Raw genomic sequence first — 21675 nt, 5'->3', positions numbered from 1 at the left:
TAACTGTAGCCCTATTTTAGGACGAGACACTTTTTATCATTCTGTACAAGGCATTATAATTTTCATTCCAGCTTCTTTCAGGTAAGGATCTCCGTCAGATGGTCTCACAAATGCATCTTTGTTGCACTCGATTATTTCATCTTTAGTATACTTATTGTCGAACTTATTAAGCAATGTGTTTATCCCCATTCCACTAGTAACTTCCACTGTTTTCTGTTTAATAGTTGGGCTTTGAGGTTTCTTGAAATACGAATGGTCAATATTCAGTTTTTCACAATCGCGTACTATAGCATTATAGTGATTCACCCCTTTGTTCTTTTCAAATTGGTCGATATTAACAAGTATAGCACTAAGGAGAGAGCGATTGTCAAGATTGTCCAGAATATTATCAATATTAATAGTGTTTTCCTGCTGCGAGGGTTTGTTTTGATTTCCATTATCCACGCCTGAATCTTGACTTGTAACGATACTTGGAGGTTGAGTATTCTTTTTGTCATCCAAGTAGAAGTCCTTAAAAAAAAAAGCCCCAAGTGATAGCAATAAAACTGCCGATGTAATCGCAAGTGCTTTGATTTTTTTGCCGCTAGATTTCCTAAAAGCGATTAACTTACTCTCTAAATCAACGTATTTGCTTTTTTCTCTTAGAATATCACTTTTTAGTTTGTCGGTAACATTATCCGTACTAGTTTTAGTTGTATGTGTAGGTTTTGTCCTAACTGGTTCTTTATACTCAATTAACTGCGAATTTGATATAGTGTAGAATTTATTGCCAAATTTGTGCAAAAATCGATTATTTAATTTGGTATTGAAAATATTCTTTTCATTTGACACATATACATTTGAATAACTTTTACGACATTCAGAAATCTGATTTATTTTAGATTCATAATCTTCAAGAAATAGAGGTAATGTTCCGTGTTCATTAGAGTAATCGGCTGTAAATTCAAAATCACTAAATATTTTGTCATCTAAACTAAATGAACTAACCATATCCGATATTTTCGTAGAGTTGAACATTTTCCCACTTAATGCCTGTTTTTTAAAATGACTTAAGAGTCCATTTAATATCTTAAAATTATTATCATTAACAGCTATTTCTTTATTTGACTTAATAGCTACACCAATCACAATGCCGTCACGTCCTGCATTATATGCTTTGGCGAAGCTGTATAGTTCTAAATATGAGTAACCATTTTTTGTAAACGTGTGAAATACATCTTGATGCTTTGATTCCAGTTTCAGACTTGGCTCAAAATGGTCTACTTTGCTTTTTACACCTTGAGGCTTAAATCCGAAGGATTCAAAACCATCTGGCTTTCCGAAGAAAATAATACTAGTATCTTCCATAATAATTTATCCAAATAGTCTTTTAAAAAATGCAAATAAACCACCACCTTCAGATTTACCTGTGGCAAGTTTATATAAATTGTTCCAGAAATTATGTGGGTATTGGAAGTCTAGCCTTTGTATATATACCACTGGGTTATTGTCATCATCAAATGTGTCGACTAACTTTCCTACAGAAAATTCTCCATATACTATTTTTGCGTTTCTACTTTTTATAGCATTGTCTAGTGATGGCCTAAATTGCTTAATGTAATTTTCAACTACCACATTTTCGTTAACTGGAATTTTATCCCATTGAGATACTATAACGATAAATTTAGATACGCTATAAAGATTTGGCATATTAACCTTTATATAGTTTATAAAATTCTGATGCAAAGTGTCTTCGTCTTTATCTCCTTTTACAGGCTTATAAGGAGTTATGAGACAAAATACAGGCTTACCTAATTCACAGGCTTTTAGTATTCCTTCAATTTTAGGATTAAATTTACCTTTATTGTCAGTCTTGATTTCCTCCAAATCTTCACCAGCTAAATCAACAAAAGCCAATTTAAGCACCGGAAGTCCCTTTTTGTTCGGTTCCATATCCATTCCTATTAAATCTAGGGTTCCTTTTTCAGTAGAAGGATATGCTTCCTTGTCGTCAAAGTACTTAACCATAGTATCTCTAGACACGTTACCTTTGTCGTAAGGATACTCGTTTAAATCAAGTGCTGACCATTTTTTTTTCAGTATATCTTTGGCTATAATACAAAAGTGACGACAAGAACAAAGACTTTCCTGCTTTTGGAAAACCAATGGGAACAACAATATGACGACCTTCTTGATTAAGGTTGTCAAAAATTTCCATTATGTTTTTTTGACTTAAATCCGCTAGTGGAATCCTTGAAGATTTTTCTGGTTCTGGATTATTCGATTGGCTCTCTTGATTTTCTGTTGATATATAATCGCTCATTACTTTCTATTTATTTGGTTTACTTATTGAAATTTTTATTTTTCCCGAATAGGCTATTAAAGAAATTTTCATCATCGTCTTCATCTTCTTTCCTTCTTATTAAAACGTAGATGGCTAAGGGAACAATTAAGTCTAAAAATATAACAAGTAGAATGTTCTTCCACGTTCCTACTTTTTGCTCTTTAGTTCCATTTTTTATGTGTTGAACTATTGAAGGTAAAGTATGGCCCACACTTCCGAGTTCGGTTATTGTGGCTTCAAGTTTTGGGAAATCAGCACTACCCGTATTTATATCATTAATTGGTTTTGTAGTACTATTAACTTCAGACACAATTTTTGCAATTTTTGCAATATTCTTGGGATTGTTTTCTATGTTCTTTTTATCGTTACTTATGTCTATTTTAGTTGTGTCTCGCTGAATGAACTCTAGTTCTGGAATATATTTTATCTCTAGTGATTTCAAATCCTCTTTTGCTTTGAAAAGTCTTTCAGCAACATCTAAATTTATCTCACTGTTGACTAAGTTTTTTGCTATAAAACTCTCGATTGAACTTGTAATGTAACCTTGCAGAATACGAGCCTGTTCAGTTGGTTCATTTACACCCGCCAATGAGGGATTGATTGCATTGATTTTATAATTTGCTAAAATGTCATTGAATTTACTAAGTACGGCTCTTGCATTGGCTTTAAATCCATTTTGGTCTCTCACTTCGCTAATAAGTTGCTTCTCCAAGTCTTTCAAGTCAATATAGTCATCTACCACATCTGACTCGACACCGATAATTGCTTGGGCTCTTGTAGAATATGATATAAGTGTATCTTTTAAAATACCAGCTTCTTCCTTAACCAAATCTTCTTTAAAATCATACGGGTAGAAATAATTCAGATTAAATACAATTAATGCGAAAGCACAAATGAGATAGAAGAATAGTGCAACTTTTCTGCCGCTAACCGCAAAGTAGTATGATATTAATATAAGAATCAATATAATTGCAGCTATCACAAGGCTTCCATTTTCAGAGCCAAAAAAGTGTTGATTTTTTAACCCCAAATGGGCGTGCCAAAAACCTACTATAAACGTGCCTAAACTCAAAAGGTAGGCACTAATTTTCACTATTGGCGGTATTTTCGTCTTACTCATATCTATATATTTTGTTCAAAGTTAATATTTCTGTCATTTTTTTCGGTCTTTACCTGTCTCGTCCTAAAATAGGGCTACAGTTAATTATTAAAATTTATGCTACATTTTTGTGCACGTAATTAGGTGTTTTATAATCTAAAGATAAATGTAATCTTTTATTATTATATAATTTGATTGCATTTTTTGTTGCTTTTTTGGCGTGATTGATATTTGTAAATGTTTGGTCGAGGAAGAATTCATCTTTTAAAATTCCGTTAACTCTTTCGGCCATTGCGTTTTCGTAGCAATGATTTTCTTGGGTCATACTGATTTGTATCTTTTTTCTTTTCAAAATTTGAGTATAAACATTGCTACAATATTGTATTCCTCTATCAGAATGATGTATGATTTCTTCGGTATTTTTAGTTTGATAAATAGCTTTATTTAAAGCTCTAACACAGCCTTTAAGTTCTAAACTATCACTAATATCATAGCCTACTATTTTTCTTGAATACATATCAGTAATAAGTGCTAAATAACAAAATCCATTTATAGTTCTTATATAGGTAATATCCGAAGCCCAAACTTGGTTAGGTCTATTAATGATCAGGTCTTTTATGATATTTTTATATTTATAAAAACGATGGTAAGAGTTGGTTGTTTTAGAAGAATATTTTTTCCTTCTAATTAACAAATTATTTTCTTTTAAGATTCTAAATAACTGGTCTCTACCTATATTTATATTCTGTTTCCTAAAATCATTATGTAAGGATTTCATTAGCTTTCTAGTACCTTCTCTGGGTAATGTTTTCCTGCTTTTTTTAACAAGCATTATTACATTTTGTTCTATTTGTTTTTTAAGAACAAACCTTTTTTGATATTTGTAATAAGCATCTCTTTTTAACTCGAAAGCATTACAAATAGTAGCGATGGCGTACCTTCTTTTTTTTCTATTAATCGGTGCTATTTTCATTAAGGCTTTATGTTTAAGTTTTTTTTTTAATTCTTCAACATTTTTATAGCCAAGATTTTCAGCAGCTACTTCAAGATAACTATCATTCACAAGTTTATCTAGATCCTTTTTAATAAGAAGATCTTTGAGTTGTTTTAGCTCTTTTTGAAGGGCTTTAATACGGGATAATTCGTCGTCTGTTTGCACGGTTACACGGGTGTTCATTAAATCTTTACGGTCATATTTTTTAATCCATACGTTTATCGTACTAGATTGTATGCCGTAAGTTAAGGCAATTTGTCTTTTGGAATGGTTTCCTTTGGTAAGTTCTGCTAATACTTTGAGTTTAAAACTCTCACTATAACGTCTTACATATCCATCATTTTTATACATATACTTGTTGTTTTTTGTATACATATTTCAGGACGGGTCAAAGTTTGTGATAACGGTACATCTATGGTATGTGAAACAAACTCTATAAATGTAACATCTGGGTTTCCTGCTACGGCATCCGCTTCGGGAAGTGCTGCTCTTTTAGCTGAAATTCTTGAAGAAAAGTATATCTCGCTTATTGGGGAGTTACAGCCGTATCACGATATCAGACGTACCAATAATTTGTTAAATGTCCCTCCGAAAACCGGATCGGCAATTCCACAACGTTTTTTATATCCTCAGGTTGAAGTAGATACCAATCCGAATACGCCATCGCCTATTCCCGGGTTTTTTGATCCAACTCCTATAAATAACTAAAAGAACTAAGAATTTTTATTCTTATAATAAAAAGAGACCTGAAAACTCAGGTCTCTTTTATTTTTATATAAGTCACATTTTATACTGTTGAAAGTTTGAAAGTTCTAAATTGAAAATTATTTTGCTCAACTACCTAAAATGCTAAAGAAGTAGTATTATTTTTTCTTAAATACTAATATATGCTTTGATTTCTCTATATCATCTTGATTTATAAGCATTTTTATAAACTGCCCATTGAGGTATTTTTGAGCCTGATCATCATAATGTTTACTAAATACATTTCCAGACTGACCTGTCGGCAATACACTTAGGCTATTTTCCACGTCAGAAAAATCAATAACTCTTCGTGTAGAAGGCCCTGCATGTATTTTATAATATCCTGTACTATCTAATTTAAATAATTGATTGTTAATTACTTCATTTCCTCCATCGGTTTTAAAGGGCCCGATGTCAAAAGCTTTTTGCATAATGCTACCACCGGCAGATAAAACATGATGATGTGTTACGGAAGCTACTTTATCCCAATGCTATTCGGAAGGGGTATGGCCCAATTGATTTTCTAAAAATACGATAGCATTCTTAAATGATGCCGTAATAATATTCTGCTTCGTTTCTTTTGCTTTTGTAAATATATCATCCCAAAATAAAGACTCTTTTTTTGAAGCTTGTATGGCAATCATCTTTTTTTGAAGCGGAGTATTCATGAATTGATAAAATCCTTTTCCTAATTCGTCTTTAAAGGTAAGGGTTAAAAATTCATATAAGAAACGATTGTAAATAACCGGCTCCACACTTTTCTTTGTATACGCCCCATTCCAGTTTTTTAATAACTCCATTCCTTTTTTTTCATTTTCCGATAATGTATCCGCAGATATATTTTCCAATAAATCCGCAATCACTTCCGGAGCAGTATCGGAAGTTACATCAAAAAGCATGGCAGCAACCTCTTCTTTAGTAAAATCATTTTTGGCCTCTAATAATTGCACAATTCTGTTTGCCCGATCTTCCGGTAAATAATATCCCGGGTACCGGATACCGGCTATAGTATCCGGCTCATTGTTAGCAGAATATACATAATTATTACCAGGGTTAACAGCTTGAGGGTTTTCTTCAAAATCCAAATATTCTGCTATTTCATCTTCTCCCCTCGTTCCATTTAAAATCAATTTGGAATTTACTCCTTCTCCATATTTATATAACTTACCGGCAGCAAACCAAGCAATATTATTTTCTGCATCGCCATACATAACATTCAAACCGGGTGCATGTAATGCTTTTATTCCTTCTTTAAACTCCGATAACGAATTTGCATGAGAAATGGTATGGCTTACTTCCAAAATCCGGTTAGGTAATTTTGTATAAATCCATTGCATGGCAACAGGTCTGGTATCATCTATTTCTTTCATCACAGTATTCATCAATGGCCCGTGCCCGCTTACTTTTACCTGAAATGTTGTGTCTGCATTATCTTTTATTTTAATAGTCCTTTTAAAAGTATCGTAAGTAACAAAACCTGTAGGTGTTTTATATTCCATCTCATTAAACGGATGTTGCTCTTCAAAGTAAAAATCGATATCATCATTTTGAAACATCGTTAATCCGTATGCATATTTTCTATTGTGCCCCAATAATGGGAAGGGCGTTAGCGCCAGGTTAAATCCATACATTTCATAGTCAGGTGTTTTGATATGTGACTGATACCAAACGGAAGGTTGTGAAAATCCTATATGCGGATCATTTGCAAAAATTACTTTTCCGTTTTTCGTTTTATCAGCGCCAATCACCCATGAATTACTTCCCATAAATGAAGGTATAGGTAATGGTTTGTATATAGCATGTATTGCATTGGAAAAAGTAGCAGTAATTTCAGTAGTTTCCTGATGGTTAAGAACTGCTGTTTGGTGGTGCATTGAAATATTCATTTCTGCCAGGTAAACTTCTCCCAACTTTCCTTTATTTCGGTTAACAGAGGATCTGTTTTGTGTGCCATTGCAAAACTAAATGACATATATCCTAATACATTATAAATATCCTTTAGTGTATAGGCTTCCTTTTTTATACCCATCAATTTAAATTCCGGAGGGGTAACTCCATTTTCCATATATTGATTCACACCGTCCAAATAGGCTATAGCTAATTTATAAGGTTCCGAATTTTTATCCAACTTTTCTATAGATACGACTGCACTTTCCTCAATTCCCAAGCTTGAAAAAAACATATCCGTTTCGACTAATTTTTTACCAAATAATTCTGACAATCTCCCTGCAGCTATCCTTCGGATTAACTCCATTTGCCATAACCGATCCTGGGCATGTACATATCCTAAAGCCGTATACGCATCTTTCTGATTTTGTGCATTTATATGCGGAACTCCATAATTGTCATAGTAAACCCGTACCTCATCGGAAATATTTGCCAGTGTTAGCTCCCCGTCATACACAGGGTAAAAAGTTCGAATATATAATCCGATAGAAATACTACCGATAACTACAAATACAAGGATCCATTTTATGATTTTTTTAAAAGTTTTCATTCGGATAAGCTTTATTTTAGCCAAAGATAACAGATATAAATTGTATTTTTGGGTAGCTAAAATTTTCATTCCGTGAGAAGAATTCAGATGGTAGACCTTCAGAGGCAGTATTCCAAGATTAAAAAAACAGTAAATGCCTCTGTTGAAGAAATTTTAAACACTGCAGCTTTTATTAATGGTCCGTATGTAAAAGAATTCCAGGCAGACTTAGAAGCATATCTGGATGTAAAACACGTCATTCCTTGTGCTAATGGGACAGATGCACTCCAGATTGTTATGATGGGATTAGGCTTAGAGGAAGGTGATGAAGTTATCACAGTAGATTTTACATTTGCTGCCACTGTAGAAGTAATTGCTTTATTAAAACTAACACCTGTTTTAGTTGACGTGGAACCCGACACATTTAACATAGCCATTGATGCTTTGAAAAAAGCAATTACACCCAAAACAAAAGCTATTGTGCCGGTCCATTTATTTGGCCAGGTTGCCAATATGGAAGCTGTCATGCAAATTGCCGATGAACATAATCTATATGTAATTGAAGACAATGCTCAGGCAATTGGTGCGGATTATACTTTTAAAGACGGGCGTAAACAAAAAGCAGGGACTATCGGCCATGTAGGAACTACTTCTTTTTTCCCGTCAAAAAATTTAGGATGCTACGGCGATGGAGGAGCTATTTTTACTGGTAACGATGAGTTGGCACATACCATCAGAGGAATTGTAAACCATGGCATGTATAAGCGATATTATCATGATGTAGTGGGTGTAAATTCAAGACTGGACAGTATACAAGCAGCAGTATTAAAGGCAAAGCTCCCTCATCTGGATGCCTATTGCAATACCAGAAGATATGCTGCCAGGTATTATACGAATGCGTTTGCATATCATCCAAACATCATCACGCCCATTACAGCATCTTGTAAAAATATCTGCGATACATGTAACTGTCATGTCTTTCATCAATATACTCTAAAAATTATGAATGGGAAACGAAATGAGTTACATCGACATTTATTGGATAATGCCATACCAAATGCTATTTATTATCCGGTTCCTTTACACAGTCAAAAAGCATATAGAGATGATCGATATCAGGAAGATGATTTTAGAGTAACCAATGAATTGGTCAATACCGTCATTTCATTACCTATGCATACCGAATTAGATGAGGAACAACTGGATTATATTACTAAAACAGTACTGGGCTTTTCATAATAGTAGGGTTATTTTATTTACTGGCAAATAATTTTACATCGTTTTCAGATACTTCCTGCCCTCCCAGAATCAATAAACGTTCCACCACATTTCGCAATTCACGAACATTTCCTGTCCAGTCGTATTTCTGTAATAGATCTATTGCAGCATCAGAGAATTCTTTTTTAGCCATTCCCTGCTCTTCAATAATTTTTTTGGAAAAATGCATGATCAGCGAAGGAATATCATCTCTTCTATCATTTAAAGGGGGGACTTTAATTAAAATAACAGCCAATCTGTGGTATAAGTCTTCTCTAAATCTTCCTTCTGCTATTTCTTTTTTCAGATTTTTATTGGTTGCAGCAAGTACCCTGACATTTACTGTAATGTCTTTATCACTTCCTACTCTTGAAATCCTATTTTCCTGTAAAGCTCTTAATACTTTGGCTTGTGCCGACAAGCTCATATCTCCTACTTCATCCAAAAAAATAGTTCCACTGTTTGCTACTTCAAATTTTCCTGCTCTGTCTTTATTTGCTCCGGTAAAGCTACCTTTTACATGGCCAAATAATTCGCTTTCTATGAGTTCCGACGGTATTGCTGCACAATTTACTTCTACCATAGGGCCTTTGAACCGCTCTGATTTTTCATGTAGCCAATGTGCTACCAATTCTTTTCCGGTACCATTAGGGCCTGTGATTAATACACGGGCATCCGTAGCTGCTACTTTTTCTATGATTTCTTTGATATGATTGAGTTCTTTACTCCTACCAATCATCTCATAGTCTTTGCTTACTTTCTTTTTTAATCGTTTATTTTCTACTACCAGTACTTTTCTGTCTAAAGCATTTCTTACCGTATTTAACAAACGATTCAGGTCCGGTGGTTTGGAAATATAGTCAAAAGCTCCTAAACGCATCGTATTTACGGCTGTATCCAAATCACCATGCCCGGAGATCATCACAAAGGGAATTTCCGGTTTCATCACTTTTGCTTTTTCCAATACTTCCACTCCGTCCATTTTTGGCATCTTTATATCGCATAAGACCAAGTCGAAATCAGCAGCCTTGATCATTTCAATTCCCTGTAATCCGTCTTCTGCCTCTTCTACCTGATAACCTTTATCCTCTTCTGAGATAATTTTTTTCAAGACTCTGCGAATAGCAGATTCATCTTCAATGATTAAAATTTTACTCATCCTTAATTTTTCGGATTAAAAATATGCACATCTCTCTGTGGAAATGGAATCTGAATACCATATTCTTTAAACGCTTTATCAATAGCAAAACGTATATCGCTTCTAACTTTATATCTGATAAAGCTATTTTTAATAACAAAACGAAGGTTGAATATCAATGCACTGTCTCCAAAATTGTCAAATAAAACATCTGTTCTATTATCTTTCAAAATCATAGGGTGCTCTACAGCTATTTTTAACAAAATCTCCTTTACTTTTTGTACATCTGTCCCATATGCTACGCCCACTTCAACGGATTCCACGGTCTTATTCCCATTTTGAGTCCAGTTATATAAACTCTGTGTCATAAATTTATGATTTGGAATAATCACCACTCTATCATCTATAGTAACGGCTCTGGACGTTCTTAATTTTATTTCAAAAATCCTTCCTATTTTTCCATCTATTTCAACAACATCATTTACCTGGAGCGACTTATCTACCAAAATAAAAATTCCCGAAATAATGTCTTGAAACAGTGTCTGTAATCCTAATCCAATACCAACAAGTAATGCAGCAGAACCCGCCAGAATAACACTTAATTTTACACCTGAAGATTCTAAGGCTACAATTAATACCAGAATATAAATAAAGTACTTCAAAAAAGAAAAGACAGATTTGAACTTTCCCTTGTTATCTTCATCCAATTTATTGTTAACAACTCTCCTTACTAATTTTAACAGCCAGCTTGTTAAAAACAAAATAACAATTAGAATAAGAATTGTTTTTACGTTTATATGTGCGTTTTCCCCTACTTTGAAGGAGTAATTTAAAAATTCTTTAAGTTTTTCCAAACCCTAATATTTTAGCCATTTATACAAATCTTTATAACTGGGTTTTTTGCCATACATGAGAATGCCTATCCTATAAATTTTTGCTGCAAACCAAACCATAAAAGTAAAAGTCATTAATAACAACACCATTGAAATAACCAACTCATACCAGGATACTCCAAAAGGCACTCTCATCAGCATAACAATTGGTGATGTAAACGGGATATGTGAAAATATGGTAGATATAGGCCCGTGAGGGTCGTTAATTACCGTAGCAAAACCTACATAAACACCTAAAATTAACGGCAACATAATAGGCAACATAAATTGTTGCGTATCGGTTTCATTGTCCACAGCTGCACCAACGGCAGCAAATAAAGAGCTATATAACATAAACCCTCCTAGAAAATAGAAAATGAACAGTATAAACAATTTTAATAATGGTAGTTTTGATATTTCAAGAAAAACGGATTCTACTTTACCTCCTGTTGCTTGTTTTACGGTTTCTAGCTGTTCGGCCGTTTGAACTGATTGCACTTCTGCCATATCTATTCCAAAAACTGCGGACAATACTATGGAGATAATAAATAAGAGCACTCCCCAGATAAAAAATTGTAATAATCCTGCCGATGCATTTCCGATAATTTTTCCCAACATCAATTGAAATGGTTTTACGGAGGATATAATAATTTCAATAATTCTACTTGTTTTTTCTTCGATCACGCTTCGCATCACCGAAGTCCCGTAAATCATTACAAACATCATTAACAAATATCCGGCTACGGCTCCTACTCCTATCTTTAATCCATTATTTAATTTTGAGGACTCTTCTCCCGAAAAATTAAACATTTTTATAGCTGTCGAAAGTTTTGAAGCTTCGATCTTTTCTAAATCCATCCCAAAGCTTGTCAGCTTTAAGTTACGCAATCTGGTTTCCACTTTATATTCCAAATCACCCATAATAGATAATCCCGGTGTATCTTTTGAATGAAATTCAACTGATTTTGCCAGTACTTCCAAACTGTCTGTCTCAGGAATCAATAAGACTCCATAATAGTCTCCTTCTTCCACTTGTTTTTTTGCTGCTTGTATTCCTGTGTCTGTATAATCCGTATATTTTACTGTTTTGGTATTCTTAAAATGATCTTCGGTAAAAAGTCCGGAATGATCTACATATATGATTTTCTTTATCTTTTCATCGTTCTTTTTCATCAGGAAAAATACCAGAGCTCCCATTCCTACCATGATCAGCGGGCTTAAAAAAGTCATGACTAAAAATGATTTATTACGAACCTTTGCAATAAATTCTCTTCTGATAATTAGTTTTAACTTGCTCATATTCTACTTGTTTTTTGCTACTGCCTGAATAAAAATATCGTTTGCATCCGGAATGAGTTCCGTAAAATGTTTTACCTCACCCTGACTTGCCAGATAGGCTAATAAATCACTTGTTGTACTACCTTCTTTAAGTTTTATATTCAATTTTAAATCGTCATTAAGTGATTTAAAATCGGCAGGGGTTACTTTAAACTTTTCTTTTATTTTGGCGGTTACTTCCGCTGCGTTATTTGTCTCTAACCCTATTTGAAAAGTATTGGATTTAAATTGCCTTTTAATATCATTTAACTTTCCTTCTACTATTTTATTTGACTTATCTATAAGGGCAATGTCATCACACATTTCTTCTACGGATTCCATTCTGTGGGTAGAAAAAATGACCGTTGCTCCCTCCTCTCGCAATTGAAGGATCTCTTTTGCTATCAATTGAGCATTGATCGGATCAAAACCGGAGAAAGGTTCATCAAAGATCAATAATTTAGGTTCGTGCATAACTGTAACAATAAACTGAACCTTCTGTGCCATTCCTTTTGAAAGCTCTTCAATTTTCTTTCCCCACCAGGCAGAAATATCAAATTTTTCAAACCAATATTTCAACTTTTTTTTAGCCTCTGCTTTGCTCAGGCCTTTCAATTGGGCTAAATACAGTGCTTGTTCACCAACTTTCATACTCTTGTATAAACCCCGTTCTTCGGGTAAATAACCAATATCTTCAATGTGTTTTGGCTGCAAAGGTTCACCGTCTAAAATAACAGCACCACTATCCGGCAGTGTAATTTGGTTAATGATTCTTATCAGGGAGGTTTTCCCTGCTCCGTTTGGCCCCAATAGGCCAAATACACTTCCTTTTAGTACTTGAATTGACACATCGTTTAATGCAGTATAATTGCCGTAACGCTTTGCTACATTATTAATTTCTAATAAATTACCCATATCATTAACCTGCTTTTAATATATATTCTCAATGACAAAATTACTATTTTAATAGTAGTGCATACTAAAATATTGTTACATATTTTTATGTATATTTATAATGAGTTACCCGTTACGATGCCTAATTGTCTTTTTTGACGGCATAGTAAAGAACTGAAAGATGGAAGGATTTGAAGAAGATTTTAATGATTCTTTCCGGGTATTCAAAAGTACTCTAATATTCATAACGGTATTGAAAAACTCCTACATTTGTTTTTAAATGTACGCCTTGAAACTTTCAAACTTTTCAACTGTATTCAGACTCCTTTATATAGAGACCTTTCCAAAATAGTGATATATTCCGCGTATTGAAATTGATTTGGCTTCAAATTTCGGGTCAACGACAATTTATGGGGATTGATTATTTTAGATGCATAAAAAAAGACGATGCATTTAGAATTATTAGCATCTATCCTCCCTCAAGATTTATTACTTCATTTTGATATTGTATTTTTTGAAGAATTAGGAGATATTTCAGTTAAAAAGGATGCTTTTCACATTTATTTAGAAGAGAAGAATATTCTACCAGAGGGTTACTCAAAGGGTAATTATGAGTCCAAAGGTTTTATTAGCAGTAAACAGATTCAAGATTTTCCCATACGCGGTAAAGCAGTTTATCTACATATAAAAACAAGACGATGGCGAGATAAGAAGACTAAAAAGGGAGCGATTAAAAATGATTATTCATTCATTGCAGAAGGTTCTAAATTAACGTCAGAACTTTCTGATTTTTTAAAAGCTACAGGTAGAGGCCCGAGAAGATACGATCAGTAATATAGCGAGTTATTACGGTATTTACCCACGAACTTTACAACGCCATTATAAGAAACAGATAAGTGGGTTTGATAGTTGGAATCAAAAGCCCCATTGTGAAGATTATCTTATTTATCCGAAGAATATAGGAGAGTATTTAAGTCTTGATGAAGTAAGTCTATCTAAAGGTGAACTTTATACCTATTTGACCAACAAGAACGCACGAAGTAAACAAGGAACTTTAGTGGCTTGTGTAAAAGGAATTAAAAGTGATGATATTATTACTGCTATTGAAAGAATACCCTTAGAACAACGCAAACAAGTCAAAGAAGTAACTTTAGATATGGCAAATAATATGAATTTAACAGCTAAGATTTGTTTTCCAAATGCTAAAATTGTTACCGATAGATTTCATGTGGTAAAACTGGTAACAGAAGCTTTACAGCATGTTAGAGTACAGCATCGGTGGAAAGCAATAGAAGATGAAAACAAAGCCATTGAAGCTGCTAAAAAAGCAAGGAAGAAACACAAACCCATAGTGCTATCTAATGGTGATACAAAAAAGCAACTTTTGGCTAGAAGTAGATATATTTTAGCTAAAAAGACAAACGATTGGACACCTAATCAAAAACAAAGAGCAGAATTATTATGTAATCTTTATCCAAACATCCAACAAGCCTATAAACACACTTTAGAATTTAGAAGCATTTATCAAGAAAAATGTAAAGTAAAAGCCAAACAACGATTTGAACATTGGTTTGAGGATACAGAAAAATTGGAATTTAAAAATTTCAATACAGCAATGAACAGTATTAAACATCATTTTAATACCATCTTAAACTTTTTTGACAATAGGAATACAAATGCAAATGCAGAGTCTTTGAGTCTTTTAATTCAAAAATAAAACTCTTTAGAGCCAATCAAAGAGGCGTAAGAGATACACAATTTTTCCTCTTTAGACTTGAAAAATTATTCGCTTAATACCCATAAAATTTACTTGAGCCAAACATACTACCATCACCTAAAACATGATAGTAACGTTCTCCTGTAGCCGGAATAGCTACTTTTTGAAAGCCTAACAATGACCCTGTTACCGTAAGAGGAACAACTAATTCTCCTTCTACATTAATAGATGTACTCCCTGAAAACACTTGGCCAAATGAAGCTATGCTAATATAAAAAAACAATGAGCTAAGTAGTAAATTTGTTTTTTTCATGATGTAAATCTCTTAAATTACATTACAAAGATGTAATTAATAACAAGTATTAGCTTTCTTTTTTATTTGAATTGACATAATACATAGGTCAAATAAAAAAAACTATCGATGAAATGCTATAATTCATTTGTTTTATACTAAAAACCTTCGTTTGAATATTTGTTTGCATACCTAAAAGGAATCATTAAAGCATTTTTAAATCTTTTAATCTTCAATCAAAAAACCTCCGTAAAGATATTTAAATATGCATTAAAATTAGTTTTTTTTAGAATTTTTTAATTTCTTTAAAAGGTGGTATCACAATATTTTCTACTTTTTCTTTATAAGTTTTCCATTCCGTATCAAAAAAAGTATTTACTTGTTTGATACCCTTATGTAAAGCATTTTTGAATTGCCGAATCAATTGTTTTTCGGTATCAGTTAATTTGCCATAGCGACTGCTAACATACCTGCGTGCTATACCATAACGTTGATTAATGGTTACCTCGGGATTTCTTATAATGCCCTGTCTTTTATCAACTTTTCCAAGGAAAACAGCAATCATTGTATCTATTTTCTTACTGATAGCAGCAGAAGCTTTTATCTGATCTTTGTATTTCTTTTTATTTTCTTTTGAAAGTCGGGATTTAAAATTGTCAGCAATTTTTTTGCTTTCTACCAGTTGTTTTACAGCATCAGCCATTAATTGTTGGTCTTTTTCCAAATCTTTACCTGCTTCATAAATTTGATGAATAGCTTCATTTGACTTTTGCAATCTTGGATCATAAGCTACTGTAATTTCCTGTTCGGAAGTTTGATCTCCAAAAGTCATTTTTAAGCGATATGTTCCGGGCTTTACCCTTATGCCGGTACGTTCTCGGTTTTGTTTTCTTATAGTTCTGCCAGGCCTGTCAGCACCTTTTTCATTCATCGCCCAGTACATTCTGTGAATTCCGTTTTCTTTTGGAGCTTTCTCTTTTAAAGTTCGTATCAAACGATTCCCCTCAAAAATCTCCAGTTTGATAGAATCCCATTTTATTTTTGATTTTTCTTCTTTTTTAACCTCTTTTAAGTTTTTTAATTTCTTTTTATTTTTTCTTTTTTTTCTCTTTTCAGCAATGTTTTCTTTTTCCTTTACTTTCGGTCTTTTGATATAATAAGAAATCATGGCACCGAATTTTCTATTTTCGCCATTGTATAGGGCATCTGCTCCAAATCTGCTACCTGTCGGCTGCTGATATGCTACCTGATATGCTATTGGAGGTTCAAATAGCATCAAATTTTCAGGAAGCTCTTTTTTAGCCATTGCTCTTAGTGGTCTGATATCATCTAACACCCAGGCAGCCCTGCCAAATGTTCCAATGATCAAATCATATTCTCTGGGATGAATAACCAAATCTTTTACGGAAACCGTCGGGAAACCGGCAGTCCATTTTGTCCAGGTATCTCCTGCATTTAAAGAGATATACAAACCATCATCTGTTCCTAAAAACAGGAGGTTTTTATTTACAGGGTCTTCTACAATACTTAGTGTATAACTTTTAACATCATTGGCATCTACAATTCGTTGCCATGTTTTTCCGTAATCTTTAGTTCTGTATGCATAGGGAGTATAATTGAACCGTCTGTAATCGTTAGCTATTAGCAGGGCTTCTCCTTTGTTCTTGTCAGAAGCTTTTATTTGAGCTACCCAGCTACCGACAGGCAACCCTTTTATATTTTTTGAAACGTCTGTCCAGGAATCACCGCCATCTTGGGTAATGTGCATACGACCGTCATCAGTTCCTGCCCATAACATATTTCTTTCCAGAGGTGAGGGTTCTATTACTAAAATAGTACAATGATTTTCAGCTCCGGTAGCATCTATGGTTAAACCCCCGTATTCTATGATAAAAACAAGTAAAAGTTGAGATATTATTTTTACTAATTTATGCAGCAAATTTAAAAGTATCTACATAGGGTGTTTGTCGTTTGACAACGGCAAACACTCTTGCTATTAATTTGTTTCTAATAATGTTAACGGTACTCATTTTACTTTTGCCTTGTTTTATTCTTTTATGATAGTATAATTTCATTTCTGGGTTATGTTGTATAGCAGAAATAGCGCACATATTAATAATTGCTTTCAATTTTTTATTAGCCAAATGAGAGACTTTTGTACGTCCTTTAATACTAGTTCCAGATTGGTAAGGAAAAGGAGCAACACCACAATAAGAGGCAAACTTTCTCCAGTTTTCAAATTTTGAAAAATTGTCAGTAAACACAATCATCATTATAGCAGTTTGCATTCCTATACCTTTAACACTAGTAACAAGTTTATAGGTTTCTTTTAACATTATATTTTGGTCAATAATAGCTTGCATTTGAGTATTAATCTTGTGTATTTGTTTGGTTAGTTCTGCAATCATTTTTTGTTGAACGTCAAAGATTATTTTATACTCTTTTGCTTTATAAATTCTTTTTTGTTCTTTCAAAGTAACTTTAAAACCAGCTCTTTGTTTGTTAAGTTTTGTCCTTAAAGATAAGAGACTTTTTAGTTGTAATATACTTCTTTTAGGTAGCTTACTGGGTTTAAGTTCTTCTTTTAATCGATACCCATATAGAGCAATGCGTTTGGCATCAATTTGGTCATCCTTTCCACGAGCAATACCAATAGATCTTTTAATTTCTAAACCAGAAGCTATGAAAAAAGATAATTTTTGTTCAGTTAAAGACACAGATAATAAATGAGAGTACATTCCTGTATGTTCAAATACAAACATGGTTTCTTCTTTAGAGAAAGACGAATTTTTAAAACTCCACTTTAGCATTAATTTAAATCCAGATTTACTGTTCTCAAACTGTTGAACAATTTGTTTAGAATAGATACAAACATCAATTAATAATTTACTGACATCGATTCCGATAATTTCATTTGTTTTCATAATTTTGTAATTAGATATTAATAATAGTTACTTAAACTAAGACCTTTAATAAGGGCAGAAACTGAAATTCTATATGGTTCTAAGTAACTTTTAAAAAGAACGGAGACTAATACGGGGGATGGCTCTAAAAAGCTAGCTGGCCGCTAAAGTTCACTCCGTTCTTTTGTGTTTTTGGTTATCAACAAAATAAGAGTTATTAACAAAGAAAAAAAGAAGCAAAAAAAGAAATTTCATCATAACTATTATGTTTTTATTTTAAGTAATTATTTCTATTTGCTAATCTAAAGGCTTTCACTTTGCTTTTGCTTCTCTTTATCATTGGTTGACAGATCCGGAGAAATGATAGACCAGGTCAATCCTTTGTCAGTAGATTTGTGTACAAATTGACTCCCAAAATAGATAGTACTATTATCAAATGGATCCATATTGATAGCTGCGTTCCAGTTGAAACGTAATTTTATTTCAGCGTCCGGATGTGTAGGCCGTACGGTATAGTTATTACCGGTCAGGTAATCATACCTGCTTACATAACCTTGTTGACTCATAGACCATCCAAAGCGCGCATCGTCTTTGTCCGGCACCACATCAAACCCGTCTCCAAAGCTGATTTCCTGCCAATACGAATTTCTGTCCCTTGTGCTTTCCAAACATATGCAGGACCTCTCCAGGAACCATTATCTTGCATGCCTCCGTATATATGATATGGAAATTCGTTATCTACATTGATATGGTAGAATTGGGCTACAGGTAAATTTCCCACAAAACGCCACGTCTTCCCCCCGTCTTTGGTAATGTTTAACCCCCCGTCATTTCCATCCATTATAAAAGAACCATCTGCAGGGTGAATCCACCATGCATGGTGATCCGGATGAACACCATTGGAAACACCATATGCAGGCATTAATTGATGAAAACTTTTACCTCCGTCTTGTGATACGTTTACATAGGTAAATATGGTGTACAACCTATTCTCATTTTGGGGGTCTACATATATTTCAGAGTAGTAAAAAGGCCTGTTGCCGATTCCTTTTTTGTCATTTATTTTTTTCCATTTAAATCCGCCATCTTCACTTTTATACAACGCATTTTTTTTTGCCTCTACCAACGCATAGATGATATTAGGGTTGCTCTGGGAAATGGCAATGCCAATTCTGCCTAAGCCTCCTTTTGGTAATCCTTCTTTATACGTAATTTTTTTCCAGCTATCACCTCCGTCATGTGTCATATACAAGCCACTTCCTTTACCTCCTGATGTAAAGAACCACGGTTCGCGCTTATGCTCCCACATTGCAGCAATGAGTTTGTTGGGGTTCGATGGATCCATTATCAGGTCGGCGGCCCCGGTTTTTGTGTTATTGAATAAGATTTGTTTCCATGTTTTTCCTCCATCGGTAGTTTTATAAACCCCTCTTTCTTTATGTGCTCCCCATGGAGATCCTATAGCACCAACATATACGATATCCGGGTTGGTCGGATCAACAATGATTCTATGAATATGGCGTGTTTTTTCCAGACCCATAGCTTTCCAGGTCTTCCCCGCATCCATAGATTTATATACTCCGAAACCTCCGTTTAGGCTATTCCTGGGATTTCCTTCTCCGGTTCCTACCCAGATAACACTTGGGTTGGACTGTTGAATAGCAACAGCTCCTATAGAAGCTGTAATCTCCTTTTCAAATATTGGTGTCCATTTAATACCTCCCGAGGTAGATTTCCAGAGCCCTCCCGAAGCAGTGCCCACATATATAATATCTGTGTTGGATTGTACAACATCTATGGCTGTAACACGTCCGCTCATGCCGCCCGGTCCTACATTTCTGGGCTTCATATTTTTTACCATATCCATTGAAAACTCTTGCGAGAACAATCCTGTGGAAATCAGTAGTACTACGGAAGTTATAATTTTTTTCATGTTAAAAAATTAGTTGATTTTTAGAAATATTTAAAAAGGACAAGTTACTATTTTCAAGAATAGTAATCATAATAGTATATAAAAATAGCAAACTTTTGTTTAATGGGAGGTGTTTGGTTATGATTATATAGCCTTATTTTGTTGATTCAAAACACCGGGAACCCTATTTATTTTTCTTTTTACAATCTCTTTTGGCATTTTTTAATGATTGTGCCAGCATCCATTCAATCTGACCATTGGTTGATCGAAATTCATCGTCGGCCCATTTTTCTATAGCGTTGAGCATATCTTCATTAATTCGCAAAGCAAATGCCTTTTTTTTTGCCATCTTATTTTTTTACAAATTGGGTAATGACCTCAATTAATTTTGTTGATATCGGAAAATCCGGTGAGTGATACGAGCGTATATTATCGGTATTATTCTCTATGTGTTTCAGTATATGATTCATATCTTCTATCAGCACTAACTCAGAATTTGGGTTTGCGCTGTATAATGCTTTCGCATCTTCAACGGAAACCTGGAGGTCTTTGATGCCATTTATAACTAATGTAGGAATTTTTAGCTGTTTAAATTCCACAGAAGGTTTATATTGCATCCATGAGGCTATAAAGGCTCTGTTGGGCTTCGCAAAAATAGATAACAACATTGGGTTTACTTCTTTGATATCACCGGTTTCTTTCAGTTCTTTAAAATATGCGGCGGTTATTTTTCCTAATTCTGCATTTTGTTTACTTATTTGCTTTATAATGGTAGCGTCAATCGTTTCCGATGGCCCGGCCAAAGAAATATATTTATCAACTTCGGCACTTGCTAGCATAGCTATTAATGACCCCTGGCTGTGGCCTATAAGTACGATCTTTTTAAAACGGGTATTATTTTTAAAATGACTGACTACTTTTTTAGCATCGGCAATAAAAGCATCAAAAGTGATTCCTTTAAAGAATTTTTTATTTTTCAGATTTGCCGTTCTTTTATCATAACTAAAAAATGCAATGTCATTTTTGTTGATACTGTCTCTGAATTGTTTGATATAGTTTGCCTTTACATTCAAACCTGCCTGATTGCCATCCCTATCTACATTGCCGGAACCGTGAATCCAGATAATTAGTTTGGAATTGTTTTCCGTAAAAGTTAGTGTCCCGGGCAATTCGATACTGTCATTTTTTATCAGAATAACTTCCGATGTTACCTGTGAGAAGGCTACAGAACTATTTATGGAAAATATCATAAGGTATAAAAGAACGGTTTTCATAATTTAAGATTTTTCTTCTAATGTTGATGCATAAGTTGCTACTACTTTTTTTACATCATTTTCTTTTTGGGTACCTATTAGGAGCTTTTGAGTATTTTTAAGCGTGAGTTGAATTCCTGTATTTCCTGAAACAGTAACGGCTTTTCCTCTCTTTCTTCGAAAATTGCCTTTTAGTCCCCAACCTCCGTATTTTGTTATAGCATTGTATTTTCGAATGGTGACAGACTCCATCTCTGTCCAGGGTATTATCTTAGTGGTGCTGTGAAAAGGAAAGAAACGGTAATGAATTCCTTTTTCATCGATTCTTGTTTTTAATTTGAAAAAGAAAATAGGAGTTGTACATATACATATGAATAGTAAAATAGAAATGAACTCAACACTATTCATAGTGCTGTTTTCCTTAGTGTATTCCCTTAAAATAAGACCAACAGAAATTAGAACGCTTAACGCTATTAATAATATG

Annotated in this window: 15 protein-coding genes and 5 pseudogenes; 4 read left to right on the top strand and 16 right to left on the bottom strand. The window is 33.8% G+C overall.

The features are described 5' to 3' along the window. Positions 1-36 precede the first annotated feature (36 nt). From GKR88_05655 to GKR88_05640, 4 genes are all read right to left on the bottom strand, one after another. Positions 37-1347, bottom strand: coding sequence for a hypothetical protein (locus GKR88_05655; GenBank protein ID QMU63825.1), 1311 nt, complete (start codon positions 1345-1347; stop codon positions 37-39). Positions 1348-1353: 6 nt separating this feature from the next. After that, on the bottom strand, positions 1354-2187 hold the full coding sequence (locus tag GKR88_05650) for a hypothetical protein (GenBank protein ID QMU63824.1): 834 nt from the start codon (positions 2185-2187) through the stop codon (positions 1354-1356). A 134-nt stretch (positions 2188-2321) separates the two neighbouring features. Then, positions 2322-3443, bottom strand: coding sequence for a hypothetical protein (locus GKR88_05645; protein ID QMU63823.1), 1122 nt, complete (start codon positions 3441-3443; stop codon positions 2322-2324). A gap of 94 nt (positions 3444-3537) precedes the next feature. After that, positions 3538-4791, bottom strand: a complete 1254-nt coding sequence (locus GKR88_05640) for an IS3 family transposase (protein ID QMU63822.1) — start codon at positions 4789-4791, stop codon at positions 3538-3540. Between the two features lie 78 nt (positions 4792-4869). Between GKR88_05640 and GKR88_05635 the strand changes: the two are divergent. Beyond that, positions 4870-5124: pseudogene (locus GKR88_05635) on the top strand (RagB/SusD family nutrient uptake outer membrane protein). A gap of 155 nt (positions 5125-5279) precedes the next feature. Here the strand turns inward: GKR88_05635 and GKR88_05630 are convergent. Then, positions 5280-7657 (bottom strand): annotated as a pseudogene (locus GKR88_05630) (penicillin acylase family protein). 72 nt (positions 7658-7729) lie between these two features. On the opposite strand from GKR88_05630, the gene GKR88_05625 reads away from it, so the two are divergent. Then, entirely contained in the window at positions 7730-8875 is a 1146-nt protein-coding gene (locus GKR88_05625; GenBank protein ID QMU63821.1) for an aminotransferase class I/II-fold pyridoxal phosphate-dependent enzyme, read from the top strand. A 13-nt stretch (positions 8876-8888) separates the two neighbouring features. On the opposite strand, the gene GKR88_05620 is transcribed toward GKR88_05625, so the two are convergent. The 4 genes from GKR88_05620 to GKR88_05605 are packed head-to-tail and all read right to left on the bottom strand — an operon-like array spanning position 8889 to position 13135. Continuing rightward, positions 8889-10052 carry a response regulator gene (locus GKR88_05620; protein QMU63820.1) on the bottom strand — a complete coding sequence of 388 codons (1164 nt, stop codon included), beginning with the start codon at positions 10050-10052 and terminating at the stop codon, positions 8889-8891. 2 nt (positions 10053-10054) lie between these two features. Beyond that, positions 10055-10885 carry a mechanosensitive ion channel gene (locus GKR88_05615; GenBank protein QMU63819.1) on the bottom strand — a complete coding sequence of 277 codons (831 nt, stop codon included), beginning with the start codon at positions 10883-10885 and terminating at the stop codon, positions 10055-10057. Positions 10886-10888: 3 nt separating this feature from the next. Continuing rightward, positions 10889-12202, bottom strand: a complete 1314-nt coding sequence (locus GKR88_05610; protein QMU63818.1) for an ABC transporter permease subunit — start codon at positions 12200-12202, stop codon at positions 10889-10891. A 3-nt stretch (positions 12203-12205) separates the two neighbouring features. Beyond that, positions 12206-13135: an ATP-binding cassette domain-containing protein gene (locus GKR88_05605; GenBank protein QMU63817.1), complete on the bottom strand. Its 930-nt coding sequence runs from the start codon at positions 13133-13135 to the stop codon at positions 12206-12208. 426 nt (positions 13136-13561) lie between these two features. Between GKR88_05605 and GKR88_05600 the strand changes: the two genes are divergently transcribed. Continuing rightward, positions 13562-13948, top strand: a complete 387-nt coding sequence (locus GKR88_05600; protein ID QMU63816.1) for a hypothetical protein — start codon at positions 13562-13564, stop codon at positions 13946-13948. A gap of 58 nt (positions 13949-14006) precedes the next feature. Further along, positions 14007-14908: pseudogene (locus tag GKR88_05595) on the top strand (DDE transposase). Here the strand turns inward: GKR88_05595 and GKR88_05590 are convergent. From GKR88_05590 to GKR88_05560, 7 genes and pseudogenes are all read right to left on the bottom strand, one after another. Then, on the bottom strand, positions 14905-15114 hold the full coding sequence (locus GKR88_05590) for a hypothetical protein (protein ID QMU63815.1): 210 nt from the start codon (positions 15112-15114) through the stop codon (positions 14905-14907). The pseudogene GKR88_05595 and the gene GKR88_05590 sit on opposite strands and share 4 nt — an antisense overlap. A gap of 295 nt (positions 15115-15409) precedes the next feature. Then, a pseudogene (locus tag GKR88_05585) lies at positions 15410-17002 on the bottom strand (hypothetical protein). A 49-nt stretch (positions 17003-17051) separates the two neighbouring features. Then, positions 17052-18047, bottom strand: a complete 996-nt coding sequence (locus GKR88_05580) for a transposase (protein QMU63814.1) — start codon at positions 18045-18047, stop codon at positions 17052-17054. A 287-nt stretch (positions 18048-18334) separates the two neighbouring features. After that, positions 18335-19959 (bottom strand): annotated as a pseudogene (locus tag GKR88_05575) (hypothetical protein). 163 nt (positions 19960-20122) lie between these two features. After that, a complete protein-coding gene (locus GKR88_05570; protein ID QMU63813.1) occupies positions 20123-20287 on the bottom strand; it encodes an Arc family DNA-binding protein in 165 nt (54 codons plus the stop codon). Position 20288: 1 nt separating this feature from the next. Continuing rightward, positions 20289-21212 carry an alpha/beta hydrolase gene (locus tag GKR88_05565; GenBank protein QMU63812.1) on the bottom strand — a complete coding sequence of 308 codons (924 nt, stop codon included), beginning with the start codon at positions 21210-21212 and terminating at the stop codon, positions 20289-20291. Between the two features lie 3 nt (positions 21213-21215). Further along, entirely contained in the window at positions 21216-21443 is a 228-nt protein-coding gene (locus GKR88_05560; protein QMU66649.1) for a hypothetical protein, read from the bottom strand. Positions 21444-21675: the final 232 nt, after the last annotated feature.

It is taken from the genome of Flavobacteriaceae bacterium (assembly GCA_014075215.1).
Taxonomy (GTDB): domain Bacteria; phylum Bacteroidota; class Bacteroidia; order Flavobacteriales; family Flavobacteriaceae; genus Polaribacter.
The sequence above is the reverse complement of the archived record's forward strand: the minus strand, read 5'-3'. Positions and strand labels throughout refer to the sequence as shown.